Below are 18,701 nucleotides of genomic sequence, written 5' to 3'. Positions count from 1 at the left end.
GTTTACCGCGATCTGAAACGCTTCCATTAGGGTATGCGTATGTTTCGGCCCGGAACCAAGGGCCGCGGTGAGTTAGGGTCGAGCAATGGCGATTATATCCCTCGCGAATGCGAAGGGGGGAGCTGGCAAGACGACGGCGGCGTTGCTGCTCGCCAGCGAGCTTGTCCGGCGCGGCGACCGGGTTGCGGTTCTCGATTGCGACCAGCTCGCCTGCATGGCCGACTGGTTTAGGCACGGTCGAAGCGACAGCAATCTCTCCGTCATCTCCGGTGTCACCACGACGACCCTTAGCGACCACCTCAGACGGCTGCGAGGTTGCGTCGAGCATGTGGTCATCGACCTCTCGGGAGCGGCCGACGTGCTGGTTGCGCTTGCGATCGGTCTTTCAGACCTGACGCTGATCCCGGTTCAGGGCTGCGTCATGGATGCGCGCGGTGCCACGCAGGTGCTCGAGCTGATCCGCTATATCGAGAACAATGCGCACGCCAATATCAACCATGCGGTGCTGTTGACGCGGGTCAATGCCATCGTGACGACGCGGGCGATGCGCAAGGTCAAGCTGATGCTGGCCGAATGCAAGATCCGCCTCGTCGATACGCCGCTGGTAGAACGCACGGCTTTCCGCGAACTGTTCGAGCAGGGCGATACGCTCTATTCGCTCGATGCTGCCAGGGTCAGCAATCTGGCAAAGGCCCAGGCCAATGCCCGCGCCTTTGCCGATGACGTGCTGAGGCTGCTCAACCCGGCCGGAGAAGCAATGCGGCACGGTCCGTTCTCGTCGATGTGCTACCGCTCGGAGCGGACGGCGGACCCGGTCGTACTGCCGGCCTGAGAGCCGGAACCTCTGCTGTTTTGATCTTCATTGCAGCGTGCCGCCGGTCTTCCGGCCGCGTGACTGTCAGGTTTCACGTTCGTGCGTTACCAATTCGTTAACCATGTTCTGAAAGGTTTCGTTAAGAAGCGAACCACCGGCCGTGGCCGTCGGGTTCAGCGCGGAACACGCACAGAATGAGGAATATCATGGCGGTCATCACTTTCGCCAATGCAAAGGGCGGCGCGGGCAAGACGACGGCAGCGCTGATCCTGTCGACGGAGCTGGCAAGGCAAGGACATCGTGTCGTGGTTCTCGATGCCGATCCGCAGCGCTGGATCACAAGCTGGGCCGAAGCTTCCGGCCACATCGCCAATCTCACGGTCATCTCGCATATCACGCCCGGCTCGCTCGAATGTCATATCCGCGAGATGAAGGACGAGGCGGATTACATCGTCATCGATCTCGCGGGCGCGAAAGACCAAATTGTCGCACTGGCGCTGGCCATTTCCGATCAGGTGCTGATCCCGGTGCAGGGCTGCGCCATGGACGCGCGCGGCGCGGCGCAGATCCTCGAACTCATCCGCCAGATCGAGGATCGGTCCAAGCAACGCATCAACCATTCGGTCGTGCTCACCCGCGTCAATTCGCTTGTCACCACGCGCGCGCTGCAGACGATCAAGGCCATGCTTGCAGAACGCGGCGTCTCGGTGCTCGATACGCCGATCGTCGAACGCGCCGCCTATCGCGAGATCTTCGACTGCGGCGGCACGCTGCAGACGATGGATCCGACCCGTGTCAGCAACCTCGACAAGGCGCGCGAAAACGCGTTTGCGCTGGCAAAGGAAGTGCAGTCGCTGTTGCCGGTCAAGGCGCGCCGTTCCTGGGCCGCACGCATTCCGTCCTGGGCGTCGCGCAACGCCGCCTGATCTTTTCCTCGAATTGTTCCCTTTCAACCGGAATTGACGTTCGTCAGTTCCGGTTGAATCCTGTTTCAGCACTCGCGAAATAGCTGTCGCCCGTAAGGCTTCCTTTACCCTAGGCTTCTAACAGTGGCCAAGGACACAGCTTGCCCCTCGCGATCACCGCAATCGGCAATCGGCCGCCATGACTGCGGCGATGATCTCAGACGCCTACAGCGCCGCGCGTCTTATCAGACGCGCAAAGGTCGCTGTAGCACTTTGAAGTGCTGCATGTTTTTGTCCTTTAATCGAATACGATTAAAGGAAACATGCAGTGCGCCGTCGATCCTGTCTCCATGATCCACAACAGCGCCGCGCCCAACCAAAGGTGCCAAGGTCGTTGTATCACTTCGAACTGCTGCGTGTTTTCGTCCCCAGATCGAAAAAACATGCGGCAGAGCATGCAGGGAAGTTCGCGCATGAAAACGGAACACACCGCTGCCGGCACGCAGGATGTTGCCGGTCGTCTGAATTTCATGGCGCTCGATGATGCCGCCAGAACGAGCCTCAAGGCGCTGAAGCCGATCCTCGAGAAGGAACTGAAGCCGGCGCTCGACAAGTTCTATGGCAAGGTGAAGGCGACGCCTGAGACGAAGCGCTTCTTCTCGTCCGACAGCCATATTGATCGTGCCAAGGGCGCGCAGGTCGGCCACTGGGCAAACATCGCCGACGCCAACTTCAATGAAGACTACAGCGCCAAGGTCTGCACCATCGGCCAGGTCCACGCGCGCATCGGCCTCGAGCCCCGTTGGTACATCGGCGGCTATGCGCTGATCGCCGAACATCTGATTACCGAAATCGTTAGGGCGTACTGGCCGAAGGCCGGTCTGTTTTCGCGCCAGACCACCTCGGCCGAAGACATGGGCGCGATGCTGTCGAGCCTCGTCAAGGGCGTCTTCCTCGATATGGATCTGTCGATCTCCGTCTACATGGATGCGTCCGATGTCACCAAGCAGCGCGCCGTCCAGGAAGAAGTGCTGGCGGCCGAGCGCGCGCTGATCAGCAAGACATTCGGCGCCGCCTTGAAGAAGATCGCCGACGGCGATCTGACAGCGCGCATCGGCGCCGATCTGCCGGTCGCCTATCAGGAGCTTGGCGAAAACTTCAACCACGCGATCGGCGAACTCTCTCGTGCCATCGGCGGCATCGAGGCCGGCGCCAGCCAGATCCATACGAGTGCCAAGGAAATCGCCGCGGCCGCCGACGATCTGGCCAAGCGCACGGAGCGGCAGGCCGCCAATCTCGAGGAGACGGCGGCAGCCGTCGAGCAGGTGACGCGCACCGTCAAGCAGACGGCCGAAGGCGCCAACCAGGCGAACTCGACCGTCATTGCCGCGCGCGCCAATGCCGAACAGAGCGGCGAGATCGTCAGCCACGCGATCGAGGTGATGCAGGAGATCCAGACGTCGTCGGCCAGCATCGCCCGGATCGTCGACGTGATCGACGAGATCGCGTTCCAGACCAACCTCCTGGCGCTGAACGCCGGTATCGAAGCGGCGCGGGCCGGCGAGGCGGGCAGGGGTTTTGCCGTTGTCGCGTCCGAAGTCCGCGCGCTTGCTCAGCGTTGCGCTGACGCTGCGAAGGATATCCAGGGCCTGATCGCCAAGTCGCGCGGCCAGGTGGACGACGGGGTGAACTCGGTCAATCAGGTGGCCCAGTCGCTGCAGCAGATCGTCGCCCAGGTGGTGGAAGTCAGCTCCGTCTTCGGCGCCATCCGCGCCAGCACCGCCGAACAGGCGACGGGCCTGCAGGAGGTCAACACCGCCATCACCCAGATGGACCAGATCACCCAGCAGAATGCCGCCATGGTCGAGCAGGCCAACGCCGCAAGCCAGGCGCTGACGGGCGAGGCCGAGCACATCGCCATGCGCCTGCGCGCCTTCCGGACCTCTGGGCAGGTACAGGTCAGTGCTGGTTCGGGTTATCGCGCGGCGGCGTGATCGTGCATTCCGTCTTGAAAGACGACGCCTCGGGTCAGGCATGATCCGGGGCGTTTATTTGTAGGACTGGGCGGCCTGCGTTTTCGCCAGCGAGATCAAGCAGGAACGTAGGTCAACCTCACCACATCCTCGCCAATCGGATCGTGAGCTACGAGACGGAGCGGCGGTCGGGGGCCGGCGAAATAGGGATTGCCGCGACCGAGCACGACCGGGTGCAGGTAGATCCGGTACTCGTCGATCAGGCCAAGCTCGGTGAGGCTGTGCGCGAGGACCGGGCCAGCCACCTCGATCTCGCCGTCGTGCTCGGCCTTCAGCTTGCGCACCGCGGCCGCTAGATCACCGTCGACGAGCCGGGCATTGGGGCCCACAGAGGTCAGGGAGCGCGAGGCGACCCATTTCGGCTGCTTCCGCCACGCCGTCGCGAAGGCCCGTTCGTCTTCATCCCATTCAGGATGCTCGTCGTCCCAGTAGCGCATGATCTCGTAAATACCGCGACCGTATAGACTGCCCGTCTGCTGTTCGGCCTCCTTGATGAAGTGGCGGAAGAGCGTGGGGCTCGGCGCAAACTCCATGTGGTCGACGTAGCCGTCCAGCGACTGGTTCATTCCGAACACGAGCTTTGCCATAACCGCATCCTTCCCTACATGGAATATCGCACGCATCTGATTGTGGATTGCAATCGGTGTAGGATAGATCGACTGCTTTTGTAACGCAATCGGTTTTGGGGGGCGCATGAGCGCCCGCGCTACTCGATCAAAGTGACTCTCAAGGGCTGGGGCGCTGGAGCTTGATCGTCATCTCGCGATCCGATGTGCCTGACGGCCGTAACTTCCGCGAGTTGTTGACCCGGTCAGAGGTGCAGATAGCCGGAACCATTCTGGCCGGCCGGCTGGTGGCCCGGAGAAGGCCGGTCTGCCGGAACCGACCCAGAATGGTCGCGGAGCTTTCCTTCGGGATGACAGAGAAAGAAAGCTGTCATCGAGGTAACGGACCGGCACGACCGGTCCGGTGCATCCTCTGGTAGCTGCTCAGAAGCGCCGGTCGATGAAATGTTTGGCCTGGGCGCCGGCATGGTAGAAGGCCGACTTCACGGTGCGCCAGGTGTCTGGGGTTACCGGTGTTTCGGCAAGCGGGATCGCCGAGGTCTCGCCGGTGACGTGGTTCGCCAGAGCCCGGCCGAAGACGGTGCCCGGCGCAATGCCGCGGCCGTTGTAGCCGCTGACGGAAACCACGTTGGGCGCGAGTGTATGCACGGCCGGCAGGTTGTTGGTGGTCATGCCGATGCGGCCGTCCCACCAGTATTCGAAGCGGAAATCGCCGATATAGGGGAAGAGCTTGCGCACGGAGCGGGCGGCAAAGGCACGATGCGTGCCTTCGGCGATCGCGTCGAGCCGGCCGATCGAGCCGAAGATCAGCCGGTTCTGCTGGTCCATGCGGAACGACGTCATGACGAGGCCGGTGTCCCAGGTGCCCTGGCGTTCCGGCAGGATACGGCCCGCGACCGCATCGGGCAGCGGATTGGTGGCGAACTGGAAATAGGGCAGGATCGTCAGTTCCTGCGTATGCGCCTGCCACGGGCTTTCGGCGAAGAGGCCGCCATAGGCGTTGGTGGCAAGGATCACCTGCTTGGCGCGGATGACGCTGTTGCCGGCCTTCAGCACCCAGGTCTCGCCCTGGCGCTCGGCGCCTGTCAGCGGCGTGTCGGTGTAGATCTCGGCACCGGCAGCAAGGGCTGCGCGTGCCAGGCCGCGGGCATAGGCGAGCGGCTGGATCGTGCCGGCGCGGCGATCGAGCAGGGCGCCGGAAAAGCCTTCGGCGCCGGTGAGCGCATGCGCCCGCTCGGCGGAGAGCGCCTCTACCGGGGCGCCGCGCTTCTGCCATTGCGCTTCGCGATCCCTGATTTCCGTGACACCTTCGCTACCGACGGCCATGTGCAGCGTGCCGTTGCGCACCGCCTCGCAGGCGATGCCGTGTTTTTCGACCAGGGCATAGACCATCGACGGGCCATCGCCGAGCTCGGTGAGCAGGCGGTTGCCGGCGGCCGGACCGAGGGTCGAGATGAGATCGTCGGGCTTGACCCACATGCCGGCATTGACGAGGCCAACATTGCGGCCGGAGCCGCCGAAGCCGATCATCTTCGCCTCGATCACCGTCGCCTTCACGCCCTTTTCGGCGAGGTGCAGCGCTGCCGATAGGCCGGTGAAGCCGCCGCCGATGATCGCGACATCGGTCGTCAGGTCGCGGCTGAGCGGCCTGGTTTCGGGCGCGGCCGGTGCCGTCGCATGCCAGAGGTTGGGCAGGGTGCGCTCCGTCGCCATCGCGGCATTCCTTCAAGTGCGGCCGGACGTCCGGCTATAGGTCAGGGTTCTGTCGGTGATAGCCGATTGCGGGGAAAATTCTCATGACAATGTTTCATGAAGTCATGATGCAAGGCCGGCGCGAGAGGCATCGGGGCGCTGTGCGATGGGGGGTGATGAAGAAAAACCGCAGCTGGGTCGTCGGCAGCTGCGGTCTTGTAAATGTATACGTCTGAAAAATCTTTGCCGAAACGTCGTCTCGCTTCGGCGATACATCTTTAAAAATGTGCCTGTCGTGGATGGTCAATCAGGCAATGCCATCTTCTATGCCGTTTGGCCGAAGTCACTCACCCAATTGGGGGAAATGGTGCAAAAAAACTTTCGGCAGCGGTGGTTGGCCTACAGCGCCGAGCGTCTTATCAAGACGCGCAAAGTTCGCTGTGCGCTTTGAAGTGCTGCATGTTTTTGTCCTTCAATCGGCTACGATGAAAGGAAACATGCAGTAGCCGAACGCAATGGCGTCAATCGACGAATTCGACGGTAACGCCGGGGCTGACCATCTTGGCGAGCTCGGTCGCATCCCAATTGGTCAGGCGCACGCAGCCGTGGCTCTGGGTCTTGCCGATCTTGGAGGGTTCCGGCGTGCCGTGAATGCCGTAGGTCGGCTTCGAGAGCGCGATCCAGACGGTGCCGACCGGGCCGTTCGGGCCGGGCTGCAATGTGAGGATCTTGTCGTTGTTGCCCTGCCTGAAGTTGATCTTCGGGTTGTAGGTGTAGCCGGGATTGAGCGCGATGCGCTCGACATTGACGGTGCCCGAAGGCGATGGCGTGTCGGACGAGCCGATCGTTGCCGGATAGGCGGCGATCAGCTTGCCGGTGTCGTCATAGGCGAGCACCTGCTTGCGCGCCTTGTCGGCGAGGATGCGGGCAACCTTGCCGGCCTTGTTCGCACCCGGATTGATCACCTTGATGATGGTGCCCGGGATGGTGAAGTCGACGCCCGGGTTCAGCTCGCGCAGATAGGCTTCGTCCATGTGGAACTTTTCGCCGAGCATTTCCGTCGTCGAGGTGAAGGACATATGCGGCAGCATCGCCTTGTGCGCGTAGTCCTCCGGGATCGACGCGACATAGGGGCCGGCAGCATCGGCCGCCGTGATCGTATAGCTGGTGATCGGCATGCCGCCGCTCATGCGCAGCCGCTCGAGGATGTCCTCGGTATTGTTGGGGTCGAGCGTCTCGCCGGTCGACTGCTGCCAGGCCTCGATCGCCTTGGTCACGTTCGAGCCCATCTTGCCGTCGATCACGCCGGGCGAAAAACCTTCTCGGTCGAGGAAGACCTGCAGCGCGGTGATCTCGGCGCGCGACTTCGACTTGACCGTCATTGCCGGCGGCATCGACTGGCGCATGGGCTGGGTGTCGTTCGGATCGATCGCGGCCTCTTCGGTGCCGTCGATCAGGCCCGGAAGGCTGTTCGGCAGCTCGTTGCCATCGGTGGATGGCGGCACCACGTCGCGGTAGTCGGGGATGGAACCGGTGACTTCGCCAGGCTCGGAATAGCCGTAGCCGCGCTCGGTGTCGCGGTTGCGGCGGTTCGAATAGATGTCGACGTCGCCCTCGCGGCGATAGCCGCCATAGCCATCCTGGCGGCCGCGATTGGGCACGACGGTCGCCACCACATTGCCCCAGCTATCGATCAGCAGCGTGCGGCCGCGGCTGTCGCGCATGGTCTGCACCTCATCGGCGCGCGGCACGTAGTCGAGAATTTCGCCATCGGGCGTGACCAGCATGACGTCGTCGCCATAGCGATTTCTGCCGCGATAATCCTGCGCGAAAGCGGCCGTCAAATCCACGGCGAAGAAGCCGGCTGCGGCGAGAAGCGAGAGGCCGATGCGGGTCGCTGACGTCACGTGAGAACCTGTTTTCATTGTAGCGAATGTGGCGCGGTACATTTGGATTTCGACGTTAATGTGAAAAAAATGAATTCATCATGAACAAGCGGTTAAATTCTATCTAGGCGGAGCAGACTTCGGCTTCAACCAATGAAATGTGGCTCTCCTCAGATATCATCGCTTTGTGATTGCAGTGATTCTACGGCCGATTTGAGGAAGAGGACATGCTGAGAACGCTCGAAGAACCTGCGGACGGCCAATGGAATCATGTGCTGTTCGATCGTCTTTCCGCGCTCGACATCGCCGCCTTCGTCGTCGATGGCGTCGACCTGTCGCCGGGTGCCGCGATCCCCTCTGACGGCGATATCAGGATCGACCGGGCGCTTGCCGGCTTTCTCTTCACCTGCGGCCCCGAGCATATCCGCCATCCTGAGCCGATCGAGGGCGGCGCGGACGGCGCGCGCTACCCGCTGCATGGGTCGCTTGCCGGGACTGCGGTCAGCCACACGCAGATGGCGAGCGATGGAGCCGAGTGCACGGCGACGATCGAGGTGGCGCTCGCCGATGGCGGGCAGGCGCGGATCGAGCGGCGGTGGCGGATCGATGCGGGGCGGCACGAAGTCGTGCTCGAGGATCGCGTCGTCAACGTGGGGACCTCGGCCTTTCCGCCGATGATGATGTATCACGTCAACATCGCCGGCAGGCTGCTCGGGCCGGACACCCGTATCCTCAGCGCTTCGCTTGCAGGCGGGGAGAGCGCCTGGCGCTTCGGCAATGGCGAGAGCGCGCATTTTTGCCTGCCAGCGGCCATCGGTTCCGACGGCTGGTCGGACGTCACGCTTGTGGGCCTTGCCGGACTCGGTGGGCGCAATCTCCAGGTGCGGTTCCGCATCGACACGCTGCCCTTCCTGCAGATGTGGCGCTGCCAGCGCGGCGAGGCGGATGTGATCAGCATCGAGCCGGTGTCGCACCGTATCGCCAAACGTCCGGAGCTGGCGGCGGCCGGAGAGTTGATCCCGCTCCCGCCGGGTGAGGCACGGAGCTACGCGATCGCCTTCTCAGTTGCCTGATCTGGCATCTGGAACACGCGGCTTTTGAATTGACGCGGGGAAGGGCTGCGCCTACATCAGAGGCCACCACATTTCCTGAGGAAGACGACCATGGACATCCGCCAGATCAACGACGAATACTCGGTCTCCGGCCAGATCACCGTCGAGGATCTCGACCAGATCAAGGCGCTTGGCTTCAAGTCCATCGTCTGCCACCGCCCGGATTTCGAGGCGCCGGATCAGCCGACCTTCGATTCGATCGCTGCCCGCGCCGAAGAGCTCGGCATCGAAACCAAGCACATCCCCGTCGGCCCGATGGGCGTGACGGCAGACGCGGTAACGAGCATGGTCGATGCGCTCGACGAGTTCCAGCGCCCGATGCTCGGCTATTGCCGCTCCGGCGCGCGCTCGACGGCCGTCTACCAGCAGACCCAGCATATCCGCGGCTGAGCCAGGCTCCAGTTCTATAGATCGCGCTCGGCCGCGTTCGTGTGATCGAACGACGGAGGATCGGCATGGCCGAAGCGCATCTGATTTCGCGTGAGCAATGGGCGGATGAGCCCGAGGTCTGGAAGGGCGAATTCGAGGGCGGCGCCTTTGGCGCCGGACTCTCGGTGATCTTCGTTTCCACGGACGAGATCGGCTACGGGCCGAAGCTGCACCGCCATCCCTATCCCGAGACCTTCATCGTACGCGTCGGCCGGGCGCGCTTCACCGTCGGCGATCGCACGATCAACGCCGAAGCCGGCCAGATCGTCGTGGCGCCGGCCAACGTGCCGCACAAGTTCGAGAATCTCGGGCCGGGGCGCTTGGAGACGACCGACCTGCATGCGGCCGGTACGTTCTCGACGGAATGGCTGGAGTAGGCGGCTCGGGTCGCAGGATAGGGTCGGTTGCAGGCGTGGCTATTTCCCGCGCCGCCGACGCGGCGCTGCTGGATTCCTGTGACAAGCACAGGAATGAGGGAATGCCAGGAGATGCTGCCGCATAGTTATGCCTGGTTTCCACGGAGGCTGACTACGTCGGATGACCGGGGTGCTAGGTCCCAACGCCCTCATTCCTGTGCTTGTCACAGGAATCCAGCCACGGCGCGTCCGCGCCGTGATTGAACCTTCGCCAACAAGACCCGATCAGCCGTTCCTGATATCCGTCAACGTGCGCGTCGGCGTGATCGCTTCGGGATCGAGCTTGATCTCGATGATTGCCGGCTTGCCGCTGGCGCGCGCCCTGAGGAATGCATCGGCGAACTCTTCCGTCTTCTCGACCGTTTCGCCGTGGCCGCCATAGGCGCGGGCGAGCGCCGCAAAATCCGGATTGGTGAGGTCGGTGGCGCTGACGCGGCCGGGATATTCACGCTCCTGGTGCATGCGGATCGTGCCGTAGATGCCGTTGTTGACGACAACGGTGATGATCGGCAGGCGGTAGCGCACGGCGGTCGCGAATTCCTGTCCATGCATCAGGAAACAGCCGTCGCCGGCAAAGCAGATGACCTCGCGATCCGGATGCAGCTGCTTGGCGGCAACGGCCGCCGGCAGGCCGTAGCCCATCGAGCCGGAAGCAGGTGCAGCCTGCGTCGCAAAGCGGCGGAAGCGGTGGAAGCGATGCACCCAGGTGGCATAGTTGCCGGCACCGTTGGTGAAGACCGTATCCTGAGGCACGTTCGCCTCGATCCAGTTCATGATCTGGCCCATCTGCACCGCACCAGGTCCGGTCTCCGGCGGGGTCGACCACTTGAGATAGGCCGCGTGCATGATTTCGCTGCGCTCGGACCAGACGGGTTCGCCTGCGGGCGCAAGGCCCTCGAGGGCGGCGACGAAGTCGTTCGGGCTTGCGGCGATCGCCAGCTCCGGCCGGTAGACGCGGCCGAGTTCGGAACTATCGGGATACACATGCACCAGCGTCTGGCGCGGGTAGGGGCTATCCATCAGCGTGTAGCCGGAGGACGGCATTTCGGAGAAGCGGCCGCCGAGAAGCAGCACGAGATCCGCTTCCTTGATCTCCTTGGCGAGTGCCGGGTTGATGCCGATGCCGACATCGCCGGCATACATCGGATGCAGGTGATCGAAGAGCATCTGGCGGCGGAAGGAGCAGCCGACGGGCAGCTTCCAGCGCTCGGCGAAGCGCTGGAAATCCGCCACGCTTTCCGAGGTCCAGCGGGTGCCGCCGATAATGGCGATCGGCCGCTTGGCGGCGGCAAGCATTTCGCCGAGCCGCTTTACCTGCGCCGGGCCCGGATGGCCTTCGACCGGCTGGTAGGGCTTGGCGGCCGGCGCCTCGGCGCTGCGGGTCAGCATGTCTTCGGGCAGCGTCAGCACGACGGGGCCGGGGCGGCCGGACGTGGCGACGGCGAAGGCGCGGGTGACGAATTCCGGAATGCGGGCGGGATCGTCGATCTCGCCCACCCATTTGGCCACTTCGGTGAAGGCGCGGCGGTACTCGATCTCCTGGAAGGCTTCGCGCTCGCGCGCCTCGCTCTGCACCTGGCCGATGAAGAGGATCATCGGAATCGAGTCCTGCCGTGCGACATGGAGACCCGCCGAAGCGTTGGTCGCGCCGGGGCCGCGGGTCACCATGCAGATGCCGGGCTCACCGGTCAGCCGGCCCCAGGCATCCGCCATCATTGCGGCGCCGCCTTCCTGGCGGCAGACGAGCACGTCGATGTCGGTGTCATAGAGCGCATCCAGCACGGCCAGGTAGCTTTCCCCCGGCACGCAGGCGATGCGTTTCACGCCATTGGCGACGAGTGCGTCGACGACGAGCTGGCCTCCAGTTTTCATGATCTTCCTCCCGATGGTCTTTCTTTTGTAGTCTGATTGTTGTTGTCAGATGGCTGGCGACACCGGAGCGACGCTCGTGTCCTTGTGTATGCGGCGCTCGCGCCAGATGATGTAGAGGCCGGAGCCGATGATGATGGCGATGCCGAGCCACTTCAGTGCATCAGGCAGATCGCCGAAAACGAGCCAGCCGAAGATCGTCGCCGAGACGATTTCGAGATATTGCAGCGGCGCCAGCACTGAAGCCGGGGCGGCGCGATAGGCATAGACGCCGAGCACGCCGGAGATGGTGGCGGTGACGCCGACGCCGAGCAGATAGTACCAGGTGTAGTCCTGCGGCCAGACCGGATCGAAGATGCCGGAACCCGTGCCTTCGCCGAAATAGAGCAGCACGAGGCAGAAGAGCCCGCCCCAGATGCCGGCATGAAATTGCATCGACCAGGGGTCCTCGTTCTGCGCGACCATGCGGGTGACGAGCAGGAACACGGCAAGGCCGAAGGCGGCGACAACAGGCAGAAGCGCGATCCAGCCGACCTCCTGCATGCTCGGCTGGATGACGAGCAGCGCACCGAAGAAGCCGACGCCGCAGGCGGTGTAACGCCGCCAGCCGATGGTCTCTTTCAGGAAGATGCTGCCGAGGATCGTCAGGATGATCGGCTCGACGAAGAAGATCGCAATTGCGTCGGCAACCTCCATCACCTTCAGCGTGGTGATGAAGGAGAGCATCGTCACGACCAGGAGGCCGCCGCGCAACGCATGGAGCCCGGTCTTGCGCCAGGTGAGATCAAAGAGGCTGCCGCGGAAGAGCACGATCGGCAGGATGAAGACGACCTGAAGCAGGAACCGGACGGCGGTGATTTCGGCCGAGGGGACGGTCGCGATCGCCAGCTTGGCGAAGATGTCGATCAGCGGCGACAGGAGCACCGAGATCACCATCAGCGTCAGCCCGAAGGAGATGCGGTTGTGGTCTGTGGCGATCTTTTGAAGAGACATGTCGGCCATGATATTTCCGGTCAGCGCCTGCCTGCGATGGCGCCCAAGCACCAGGCGGCGAAGTCCGCCGTCGCCTGTTCCCGGCCGAGTTCGTTGAGGGTCTCGTGGCGCATGCCGTCATAAACGGTGACGGTAACGTTGGTCAGACCGGCCGCTTTCATCTTGGCGCCGAGCCAGCGAATGGCATTGCCCATCTCGGTTGACGGGTCGGCGCTGCCGCCGACGAGATGAATGGGCAGGTCCTTGCGGAGCCGCGTCAGCCGGTCGGGCCGGGCGCCGCCGAAGGATAGCCGGAAAAGGTCGAGCCAGAGCGAGACGGTCGCATCGAAACCGCAGAGCGGGTCGGCCGCGTATTTCGCGACCTCGGCATCGTCGCGCGAGAGCCAGTCGAGATCGGTCTTGCGATCCTTGATCGCGCCGCCCCACATGCCGAAGGTAAGCTTGGTCAGGAGCGGGCTCGGCACATCCGAACCCTTCAGCGCCTTCTCGATTTTCAGGATCATCTGGCCGCCGCGGCCGGCGAGGCCGGGACGGAAATTGGAGTTCCAGACGGCGAGCGCATCATAGAGGCCGGGATCAGCCTCGGCTGCGTTCAGCGCAATCAGCCCGCCCATGGAATGGCCGAAGAGGATGACCGGAAGACCCGGATGGGCGGCGGTCGCGATTTCGCGCACAGCCCGGATATCGGCGAAGATCTTGTCGAGGCCGTCGCGGCTCGAAAACATGCCGAGCGGGGCGTCGGGCGCGCGCGTCTCGCCATGGCCGCGATGGTCGTGGGCATAGACCTGGAAGCCATACGCGGCCATCGCTTCGGCAAAGCGGGCGTAGCGGCCGGAATGTTCGGCAAGGCCGTGGCTGATGAGGAGGATGCCGCGCGCATGAGCGGTCGCGGGGAAATGGCGCCAGCTCAAGGTGGCTCCGGTCGGGCTCTGATGTGTCTTCACCTGCCCGAACACGATTTCCCCCGGCAACAACGACAGACCAATTCGATATCAAATCGATTTGCAAGGCAAAGGCAATCGCCGCTTGTTGCTCGTTGCGCATGAGGTCACACGCGAATGTGCGCTCATCTTAATTAAGAGTTGCAATTTTCCCGTTTTGAGCGATATTCGTTCCTGTTTTGTTTCCGCAGGAGGATATCATGGTTAGTTTCTGTAAGGCGATATCGGGTCCGATGGCAGGACTGCTGGCGGCGTTGGCGCTGTTCCTTGCGCCGGCCGCCTTTGCTGCCGGCGAGGAAATGTCGGAACAAGGGGGTTCCGAAGGCGCGACCAGCCGCACGGAATATGTGCTGGCGGTGAGCTGGCAGCCGGGCTTCTGCGAAACGCGGCCGCAACGCAAGGAATGCGAAAGCCAGACCGCAGAGCGTTTCGACGCCACCAATCTCTCGCTGCATGGCCTCTGGCCCCTGCGCAAAAGCTATTGCGGGGTAACGGCCGAGGTGCGCGCGCAGGATCGCAAGGGCAGCTGGCTTGAACTGCCGAAACTCGCCATGGCAGACGACACGGCGGCGCGGCTGCTGATCGCCATGCCCGGCGTGCAATCCGGCCTCGACCGGCACCAGTGGCTGCGCAGCGGCACCTGCCAGAGCGGCTCGATCGACGACTATTTCTCGGCGCAGCTGCGCATGCTGGAGGAGCTCAACCGCTCGGCGGTCGGCGCGCTGTTCCGTCAGCGCATCGGCTCCGAACTCGACGAGGCGACGATCAAGCAGGCCTTCGACCAGAGTTTTGGCACTGGCGCCGGCGACCGGGTGCGCATGCGCTGCCAGACGGTTCAGGGGCGCAGCATCATCACCGGGTTGACGATCGGGCTGACCGGCGACGTCATGAAGGCGTCCAGCCTCGCACCGCTGATCCAGGCGGCGGGGCCGACCGAGTTCAAATGCGCCAAGGGTATTGCCGATACGGCCGGGCGAAGCTGACCCGCTTTGCAGGCACTGTTCTTCGGCAGCGAATGTGCTGGAGGCGCAGGGTTGCCGCATGGGATAGGTGGGGGGACAAGCCGAGGCGAATGCCTTTGCTCATTGCCCCCTTCCTATAATTCGCCTACATAGCGGGCAAATTTCCTTTCCCTGCGGAGCATTCCCTTATGGCACGTCAGTTCATCTATCATATGGCCGGACTTAATAAGTCCTACGGCGCGAAGAAGGTTCTCGAGAACGTTCATCTGTCGTTCTACCCGGACGCCAAGATCGGTATCCTCGGCCCGAACGGCGCCGGTAAGTCGACGGTTCTGCGCATCATGGCCGGCCTCGACAAGGAATTCACCGGCGAAGCCTGGGTAGCCGAGGGTGCCACCGTCGGCTATCTGCCGCAGGAGCCGCAGCTCGATCCGACGAAGACGGTGCTTGAGAACGCGATGGAAGGCGTTGCCAAGAAGACCGCGATCGTCGAGCGCTACAACGAACTGATGATGAACTATTCCGACGAGACGGCGGAAGAGGGCGCGAAGCTCCAGGACATCATCGACAGCCAGAACCTCTGGGATCTCGAAAGCCAGGTCGAGATGGCCATGGAAGCGCTGCGCTGCCCGCCGGGTGATGCCGACGTCACCAGCCTTTCCGGCGGTGAAAAGCGCCGTGTCGCGCTCTGCAAGCTGCTGCTGTCGCAGCCGGACCTCCTGCTGCTCGACGAACCGACCAACCACCTTGACGCCGAGACCATCGCCTGGCTCGAAAAGCACCTGCGCGAATATCCGGGCGCCGTGCTGATGATCACCCACGACCGCTACTTCCTCGACAACGTCACCGGCTGGATCCTCGAGCTCGACCGTGGCCGCAGCATTCCCTACGAAGGCAACTACTCGGCCTATCTCGTCGCCAAGGCCAAGCGCATGCAGCAGGAGGGCCGTGAAGAGGCCTCCCGCCAGAAGGCGATTGCCCGCGAACAGGAGTGGATCGCATCGAGCCCCAAGGCCCGCCAAGCCAAGTCCAAGGCACGTATCCGCTCCTATGACGAACTGGTCAACGCGGCGGAAAACCAGCGTCCGGGCGACGCGCAGATCATCATCCCGGTCGGCGAACGTCTCGGCCAGGTGGTCATCGAGATGGAGGGCGTTACCAAGGGCTACGGCGATCGCCTGCTGATCGACGGCCTGTCGCTGAAGCTGCCGCCGGGCGGCATCGTCGGCATAATCGGCGCGAACGGCGCCGGTAAGACGACGCTTTTCCGCATGATCACAGGCCAGGAGCAGGTCGATAGCGGCTCGATCCGCATCGGCGACACTGTGCATCTCGGTTATGTCGACCAGAGCCGCGATGCGCTCGACGGCAACAAGACCGTGTGGGAAGAAATCTCCGGCGGTGCCGAAGTCATCAAGCTCGGCAAGTACGAGATGAACTCGCGCGCCTATTGCTCGACCTTCAACTTCAAGGGCGGCGACCAGCAGCAGAAGGTCGGCAACCTCTCAGGTGGTCAGCGCAACCGCGTTCACCTCGCCAAGATGCTGAAGGCCGGCGGCAACGTGCTGCTGCTCGACGAACCGACCAACGACCTCGACACCGAGACGCTCGCAGCACTCGAAGTCGCGCTGGAAAACTTCGCCGGCTGCGCCGTTATCATCAGCCACGACCGCATGTTCCTCGACCGCCTGGCAACGCACATCCTCGCCTTTGAAGGCGACAGCCAGGTCGAATGGTTCGAAGGCAACTTCGAAGACTACGAGAAGGACAAGATCCGCCGCCTCGGCCCGGACTCGGTCAACCCGAAGCGCGTCACCTACAAGCGCCTGACGCGCTGATCAGAGCCAAGGCGCCGCATTTCCTTGCGGCGCCCAGCGCACCGCGGCAGCGCCGCGAACGCTGGAACTGAAAGTCTATTGTACGGGAACGGGCGAAGCGCAGGCTCCGCCCGTTTTCCTTTGCATGCCCTGTTCCGCAAGCGTCATTGTTCGGCCTTTCCGCGCAAATCCGCTTGCACCGACCTCGCAAATCACATAAACATATCTTTATGTGTTGATGGGGATCGCGATGGCTGTTCAGAAAGAACTGGGTCTGGATGCGCTGGTGGACGTGCTGAAGGCGGCAGGAGAGCCGACCCGCATGCGTCTCGTCGCCTTGCTTGCCGCCGGCGACCTCACCGTTACCGATCTCACCGAAATTCTCGGGCAATCGCAGCCGCGTATTTCGCGGCACCTGAAGCTGCTTGCCGAAGTCGAGCTCATCGACCGTTATCAGGAAGGCGCCTGGGCCTATTTCCGTCTCAGGCAGGAGGGTGCCCGTGTTGGGCTCGTGCGGGCCATGCTGGCGTCGGCGTCCGCTGACGACGCGGTGCTTTCGCGCGATGCGGCGCGGCTGACCACCCTGAAGAAGGCGAGGGCCGAGAAGGCGCAGGCCTATTTCAGCCGCAACGCCGCCGGCTGGGACGAGCTTCGCCGCCTGCATGTCAGCGAGCGCGATGTCGAGGCGAAGCTGCGCGAGATGGTCGGCGACGAACCGGTCGAGAGCCTGCTCGATCTCGGAACCGGCACCGGGCGCATCCTGCAGCTCTTCGAAGGGCTCTATCGTCGCGGCGTCGGCGTTGATGCCAGCCGCGACATGCTGGCCGTGGCGCGCTCCAATCTCGAACGCGCCGGCATTACCAAGGCGTCAATCCGCCACGGCGATATCTTCAACCTGCCGCTCGACGGGCACGCCTTCGATCTCGTCACCATTCACCAGGTGCTGCATTTCCTCGACGAGCCGGAGGCGGCGATTGCGGAAGCTGCACGCATGCTGATGCCGGGCGGTCGTCTTGTCATCATCGACTTTGCGCCGCACGGGCTCGAGCATCTGCGCGACGAACACGCCCATGCGCGCCTTGGCTTCTCGCATCAGGTAATCTCCGATTGGCTCGCCAAGGCCGGCCTGGTGCTCGAAAAGACCACGGACCTTTCGCCGGAAGGGGCCGAGGAAGAAAAGCTGACGGTGACGATCTGGCTGGCGCGCGACCGGCGCGCCGTGAATGAGAATGAAACGCCGCGGCCGCGCGTCCATGCAGGGGGAGTTTGAGAATGACGGCACAGACGCTTTATCCGGCCGAGCGTGGCAATCTGAGGCTCTCCTTCGAGTACTTCCCCCCCAAGACCGACGAAATGGAAGTGCAACTCTTCCAGACGGCGGGAGATCTTTCCATCTTCGGTCCTGCCTTCGTGACGGTTACCTACGGCGCAGGCGGCTCGACCAAGGCGCGCTCGCTGACGACCGTGCGGCGGATGGTCGAGGAGAAGGGCTTTGCCAATACGGCCGCGCACCTGACCTGCGTCGGCGCACCGAAGGCGGAAGTCGATGCGGTCATCGATGAGTACATCGATTATGGCGTCCGCCATTTCGTGGCGCTGCGCGGCGACCCGCAGGGCGGCATCGGCAGCGCCTATCAGCCGCATCCGGACGGCTATGCGAGCAGCACCGACCTGGTGCGGGCGATCCGCGCGCGGGGCGACGATATCGAGATTTCCGTCTCCTCCTATCCGGAGAAGCATCCGGAGAGCCCTGACGTGGCCGCCGATATCGACATGCTGAAGCGCAAGGTCGATGCCGGAGCCAACCGGGCACTGACCCAGTTCTTTTTCGACAACAACGATTTCGAGCGCTATCTCGAACGGGTGCGCCGCGCCGGTATCAACATTCCGATCGTGCCGGGCATCCTGCCGATCAACAATCTGGCGCAGGTGCAGAAGTTTGCCGGCCTCTGTGGCGCGAGCGTGCCGGAGGCGATCGTCACCCGGCTCGTGCATCTGGAAGACCAGCCGGTCGAGCGTTTCAAGGAGGCGACCCATATCGCTGCCGAGCAGATCGTCGATCTCGCCCGACGCGGTGTTCGCGACTTCCACCTCTACACAATGAACCGTTCGCCGCTGGTGACCGCGGTCCTGGATCTCGTCGGTTTCGAGCAGGTAGCGCTCGAGGCGAACGATGCTCTCGACGAAGCGCCACGGACGAGGGCGGCGGGCGCCGCCGCCTGAACCCTACTGCATGTTTTTGTCCTTTAATCGTAGCCGATTAAAG

General features: G+C 63.3%; 16 protein-coding genes. 10 read left to right on the top strand and 6 right to left on the bottom strand.

Going from position 1 to position 18,701, the window contains the following annotated elements:
* Nucleotides 1-85 precede the first annotated feature (85 nt).
* The 3 genes from ACTJKE_RS25755 to ACTJKE_RS25745 all read left to right on the top strand — a co-directional run bounded on the left by ACTJKE_RS25755 (nt 86) and on the right by ACTJKE_RS25745 (nt 3,713).
* The gene (locus ACTJKE_RS25755) at nt 86-832 is read left to right on the top strand and encodes a ParA family protein (RefSeq protein WP_113514431.1); all 747 of its coding nucleotides are present in this window, start codon (nt 86-88) and stop codon (nt 830-832) included.
* 188 nt (nt 833-1,020) lie between these two features.
* Entirely contained in the window at nt 1,021-1,740 is a 720-nt protein-coding gene (locus ACTJKE_RS25750) for a ParA family protein (protein ID WP_113514429.1), read from the top strand.
* A 452-nt stretch (nt 1,741-2,192) separates the two neighbouring features.
* A complete protein-coding gene (locus ACTJKE_RS25745; protein ID WP_162764782.1) occupies nt 2,193-3,713 on the top strand; it encodes a globin-coupled sensor protein in 1,521 nt (506 codons plus the stop codon).
* 95 nt (nt 3,714-3,808) lie between these two features.
* On the opposite strand, the gene ACTJKE_RS25740 is transcribed toward ACTJKE_RS25745, so the two are convergent.
* The 3 genes from ACTJKE_RS25740 to ACTJKE_RS25730 form a co-directional block, all read right to left on the bottom strand.
* A complete protein-coding gene (locus ACTJKE_RS25740) occupies nt 3,809-4,339 on the bottom strand; it encodes a dihydrofolate reductase family protein (protein WP_093234444.1) in 531 nt (176 codons plus the stop codon).
* A gap of 402 nt (nt 4,340-4,741) precedes the next feature.
* The gene (locus ACTJKE_RS25735) at nt 4,742-6,031 is read right to left on the bottom strand and encodes an NAD(P)/FAD-dependent oxidoreductase (protein WP_113514424.1); all 1,290 of its coding nucleotides are present in this window, start codon (nt 6,029-6,031) and stop codon (nt 4,742-4,744) included.
* Nucleotides 6,032-6,531: 500 nt separating this feature from the next.
* Nucleotides 6,532-7,959, bottom strand: a complete 1,428-nt coding sequence (locus tag ACTJKE_RS25730) for a L,D-transpeptidase family protein (RefSeq protein WP_113514422.1) — start codon at nt 7,957-7,959, stop codon at nt 6,532-6,534.
* A 164-nt stretch (nt 7,960-8,123) separates the two neighbouring features.
* On the opposite strand from ACTJKE_RS25730, the gene ACTJKE_RS25725 reads away from it, so the two are divergent.
* The 3 genes from ACTJKE_RS25725 (at nt 8,124) to ACTJKE_RS25715 (ending at nt 9,814) form a co-directional block, all read left to right on the top strand.
* Nucleotides 8,124-8,969 (top strand): DUF4432 family protein, encoded by an 846-nt coding sequence (locus ACTJKE_RS25725; protein WP_113514420.1) that lies wholly within the window; start codon nt 8,124-8,126, stop codon nt 8,967-8,969.
* A 90-nt stretch (nt 8,970-9,059) separates the two neighbouring features.
* Nucleotides 9,060-9,398, top strand: a complete 339-nt coding sequence (locus ACTJKE_RS25720; RefSeq protein ID WP_057253408.1) for a TIGR01244 family sulfur transferase — start codon at nt 9,060-9,062, stop codon at nt 9,396-9,398.
* 65 nt (nt 9,399-9,463) lie between these two features.
* A complete protein-coding gene (locus tag ACTJKE_RS25715) occupies nt 9,464-9,814 on the top strand; it encodes a cupin domain-containing protein (protein ID WP_113514418.1) in 351 nt (116 codons plus the stop codon).
* A 264-nt stretch (nt 9,815-10,078) separates the two neighbouring features.
* Here ACTJKE_RS25715 and ACTJKE_RS25710 read toward each other — a convergent pair whose 3' ends face one another.
* Genes ACTJKE_RS25710 through ACTJKE_RS25700 form a run of 3 tightly spaced genes read right to left on the bottom strand, consistent with a single transcriptional unit; the run spans nt 10,079 to nt 13,671 of the window.
* Nucleotides 10,079-11,725, bottom strand: a complete 1,647-nt coding sequence (locus tag ACTJKE_RS25710; RefSeq protein WP_113514416.1) for a thiamine pyrophosphate-binding protein — start codon at nt 11,723-11,725, stop codon at nt 10,079-10,081.
* 45 nt (nt 11,726-11,770) lie between these two features.
* The gene (locus ACTJKE_RS25705) at nt 11,771-12,724 is read right to left on the bottom strand and encodes a DMT family transporter (RefSeq protein WP_113514468.1); all 954 of its coding nucleotides are present in this window, start codon (nt 12,722-12,724) and stop codon (nt 11,771-11,773) included.
* Between the two features lie 11 nt (nt 12,725-12,735).
* Nucleotides 12,736-13,671 (bottom strand): alpha/beta fold hydrolase, encoded by a 936-nt coding sequence (locus tag ACTJKE_RS25700; protein ID WP_440692870.1) that lies wholly within the window; start codon nt 13,669-13,671, stop codon nt 12,736-12,738.
* Nucleotides 13,672-13,856: 185 nt separating this feature from the next.
* Between ACTJKE_RS25700 and ACTJKE_RS25695 the strand changes: the two genes are divergently transcribed.
* The 4 genes from ACTJKE_RS25695 to metF all read left to right on the top strand — a co-directional run bounded on the left by ACTJKE_RS25695 (nt 13,857) and on the right by metF (nt 18,658).
* On the top strand, nt 13,857-14,639 hold the full coding sequence (locus tag ACTJKE_RS25695) for a ribonuclease T2 (RefSeq protein ID WP_440692868.1): 783 nt from the start codon (nt 13,857-13,859) through the stop codon (nt 14,637-14,639).
* A 167-nt stretch (nt 14,640-14,806) separates the two neighbouring features.
* A complete protein-coding gene (ettA, locus tag ACTJKE_RS25690) occupies nt 14,807-16,456 on the top strand; it encodes an energy-dependent translational throttle protein EttA (protein WP_057253423.1) in 1,650 nt (549 codons plus the stop codon).
* 229 nt (nt 16,457-16,685) lie between these two features.
* A complete protein-coding gene (locus tag ACTJKE_RS25685) occupies nt 16,686-17,705 on the top strand; it encodes a metalloregulator ArsR/SmtB family transcription factor (RefSeq protein WP_113133027.1) in 1,020 nt (339 codons plus the stop codon).
* 2 nt (nt 17,706-17,707) lie between these two features.
* Entirely contained in the window at nt 17,708-18,658 is a 951-nt protein-coding gene (gene metF, locus ACTJKE_RS25680; protein ID WP_113514412.1) for a methylenetetrahydrofolate reductase [NAD(P)H], read from the top strand.
* The last annotated feature ends 43 nt before the right edge of the window (nt 18,659-18,701 follow it).

Origin of the sequence: Ensifer sp. 22521 (assembly GCF_052044795.1) — a bacterium.
Classification (GTDB): Bacteria; Pseudomonadota; Alphaproteobacteria; order Rhizobiales; family Rhizobiaceae; genus Ensifer.
The sequence above is the reverse complement of the archived record's forward strand: the minus strand, read 5'-3'. Positions and strand labels throughout refer to the sequence as shown.

Bases quoted from the DNA above. Each gene is read 5' to 3' on its own strand.
- ACTJKE_RS25745 (WP_162764782.1), top strand. From the start codon at position 2,193: ATGAAAACGGAACACACCGCTGCCGGCACGCAGGATGTTGCCGGTCGT.
- ACTJKE_RS25750 (WP_113514429.1), top strand. From the start codon at position 1,021: ATGGCGGTCATCACTTTCGCCAATGCAAAGGGCGGCGCGGGCAAGACG.
- ACTJKE_RS25720 (WP_057253408.1), top strand. From the start codon at position 9,060: ATGGACATCCGCCAGATCAACGACGAATACTCGGTCTCCGGCCAGATC.
- ACTJKE_RS25695 (WP_440692868.1), top strand. From the start codon at position 13,857: ATGGTTAGTTTCTGTAAGGCGATATCGGGTCCGATGGCAGGACTGCTG.
- ACTJKE_RS25735 (WP_113514424.1), bottom strand. From the start codon at position 6,031: ATGGCGACGGAGCGCACCCTGCCCAACCTCTGGCATGCGACGGCACCG.
- ettA (WP_057253423.1), top strand. From the start codon at position 14,807: ATGGCACGTCAGTTCATCTATCATATGGCCGGACTTAATAAGTCCTAC.
- ACTJKE_RS25710 (WP_113514416.1), bottom strand. From the start codon at position 11,725: ATGAAAACTGGAGGCCAGCTCGTCGTCGACGCACTCGTCGCCAATGGC.
- metF (WP_113514412.1), top strand. From the start codon at position 17,708: ATGACGGCACAGACGCTTTATCCGGCCGAGCGTGGCAATCTGAGGCTC.
- ACTJKE_RS25730 (WP_113514422.1), bottom strand. From the start codon at position 7,959: ATGTACCGCGCCACATTCGCTACAATGAAAACAGGTTCTCACGTGACG.
- ACTJKE_RS25740 (WP_093234444.1), bottom strand. From the start codon at position 4,339: ATGGCAAAGCTCGTGTTCGGAATGAACCAGTCGCTGGACGGCTACGTC.
- ACTJKE_RS25755 (WP_113514431.1), top strand. From the start codon at position 86: ATGGCGATTATATCCCTCGCGAATGCGAAGGGGGGAGCTGGCAAGACG.
- ACTJKE_RS25685 (WP_113133027.1), top strand. From the start codon at position 16,686: ATGGCTGTTCAGAAAGAACTGGGTCTGGATGCGCTGGTGGACGTGCTG.
- ACTJKE_RS25715 (WP_113514418.1), top strand. From the start codon at position 9,464: ATGGCCGAAGCGCATCTGATTTCGCGTGAGCAATGGGCGGATGAGCCC.
- ACTJKE_RS25725 (WP_113514420.1), top strand. From the start codon at position 8,124: ATGCTGAGAACGCTCGAAGAACCTGCGGACGGCCAATGGAATCATGTG.
- ACTJKE_RS25705 (WP_113514468.1), bottom strand. From the start codon at position 12,724: ATGGCCGACATGTCTCTTCAAAAGATCGCCACAGACCACAACCGCATC.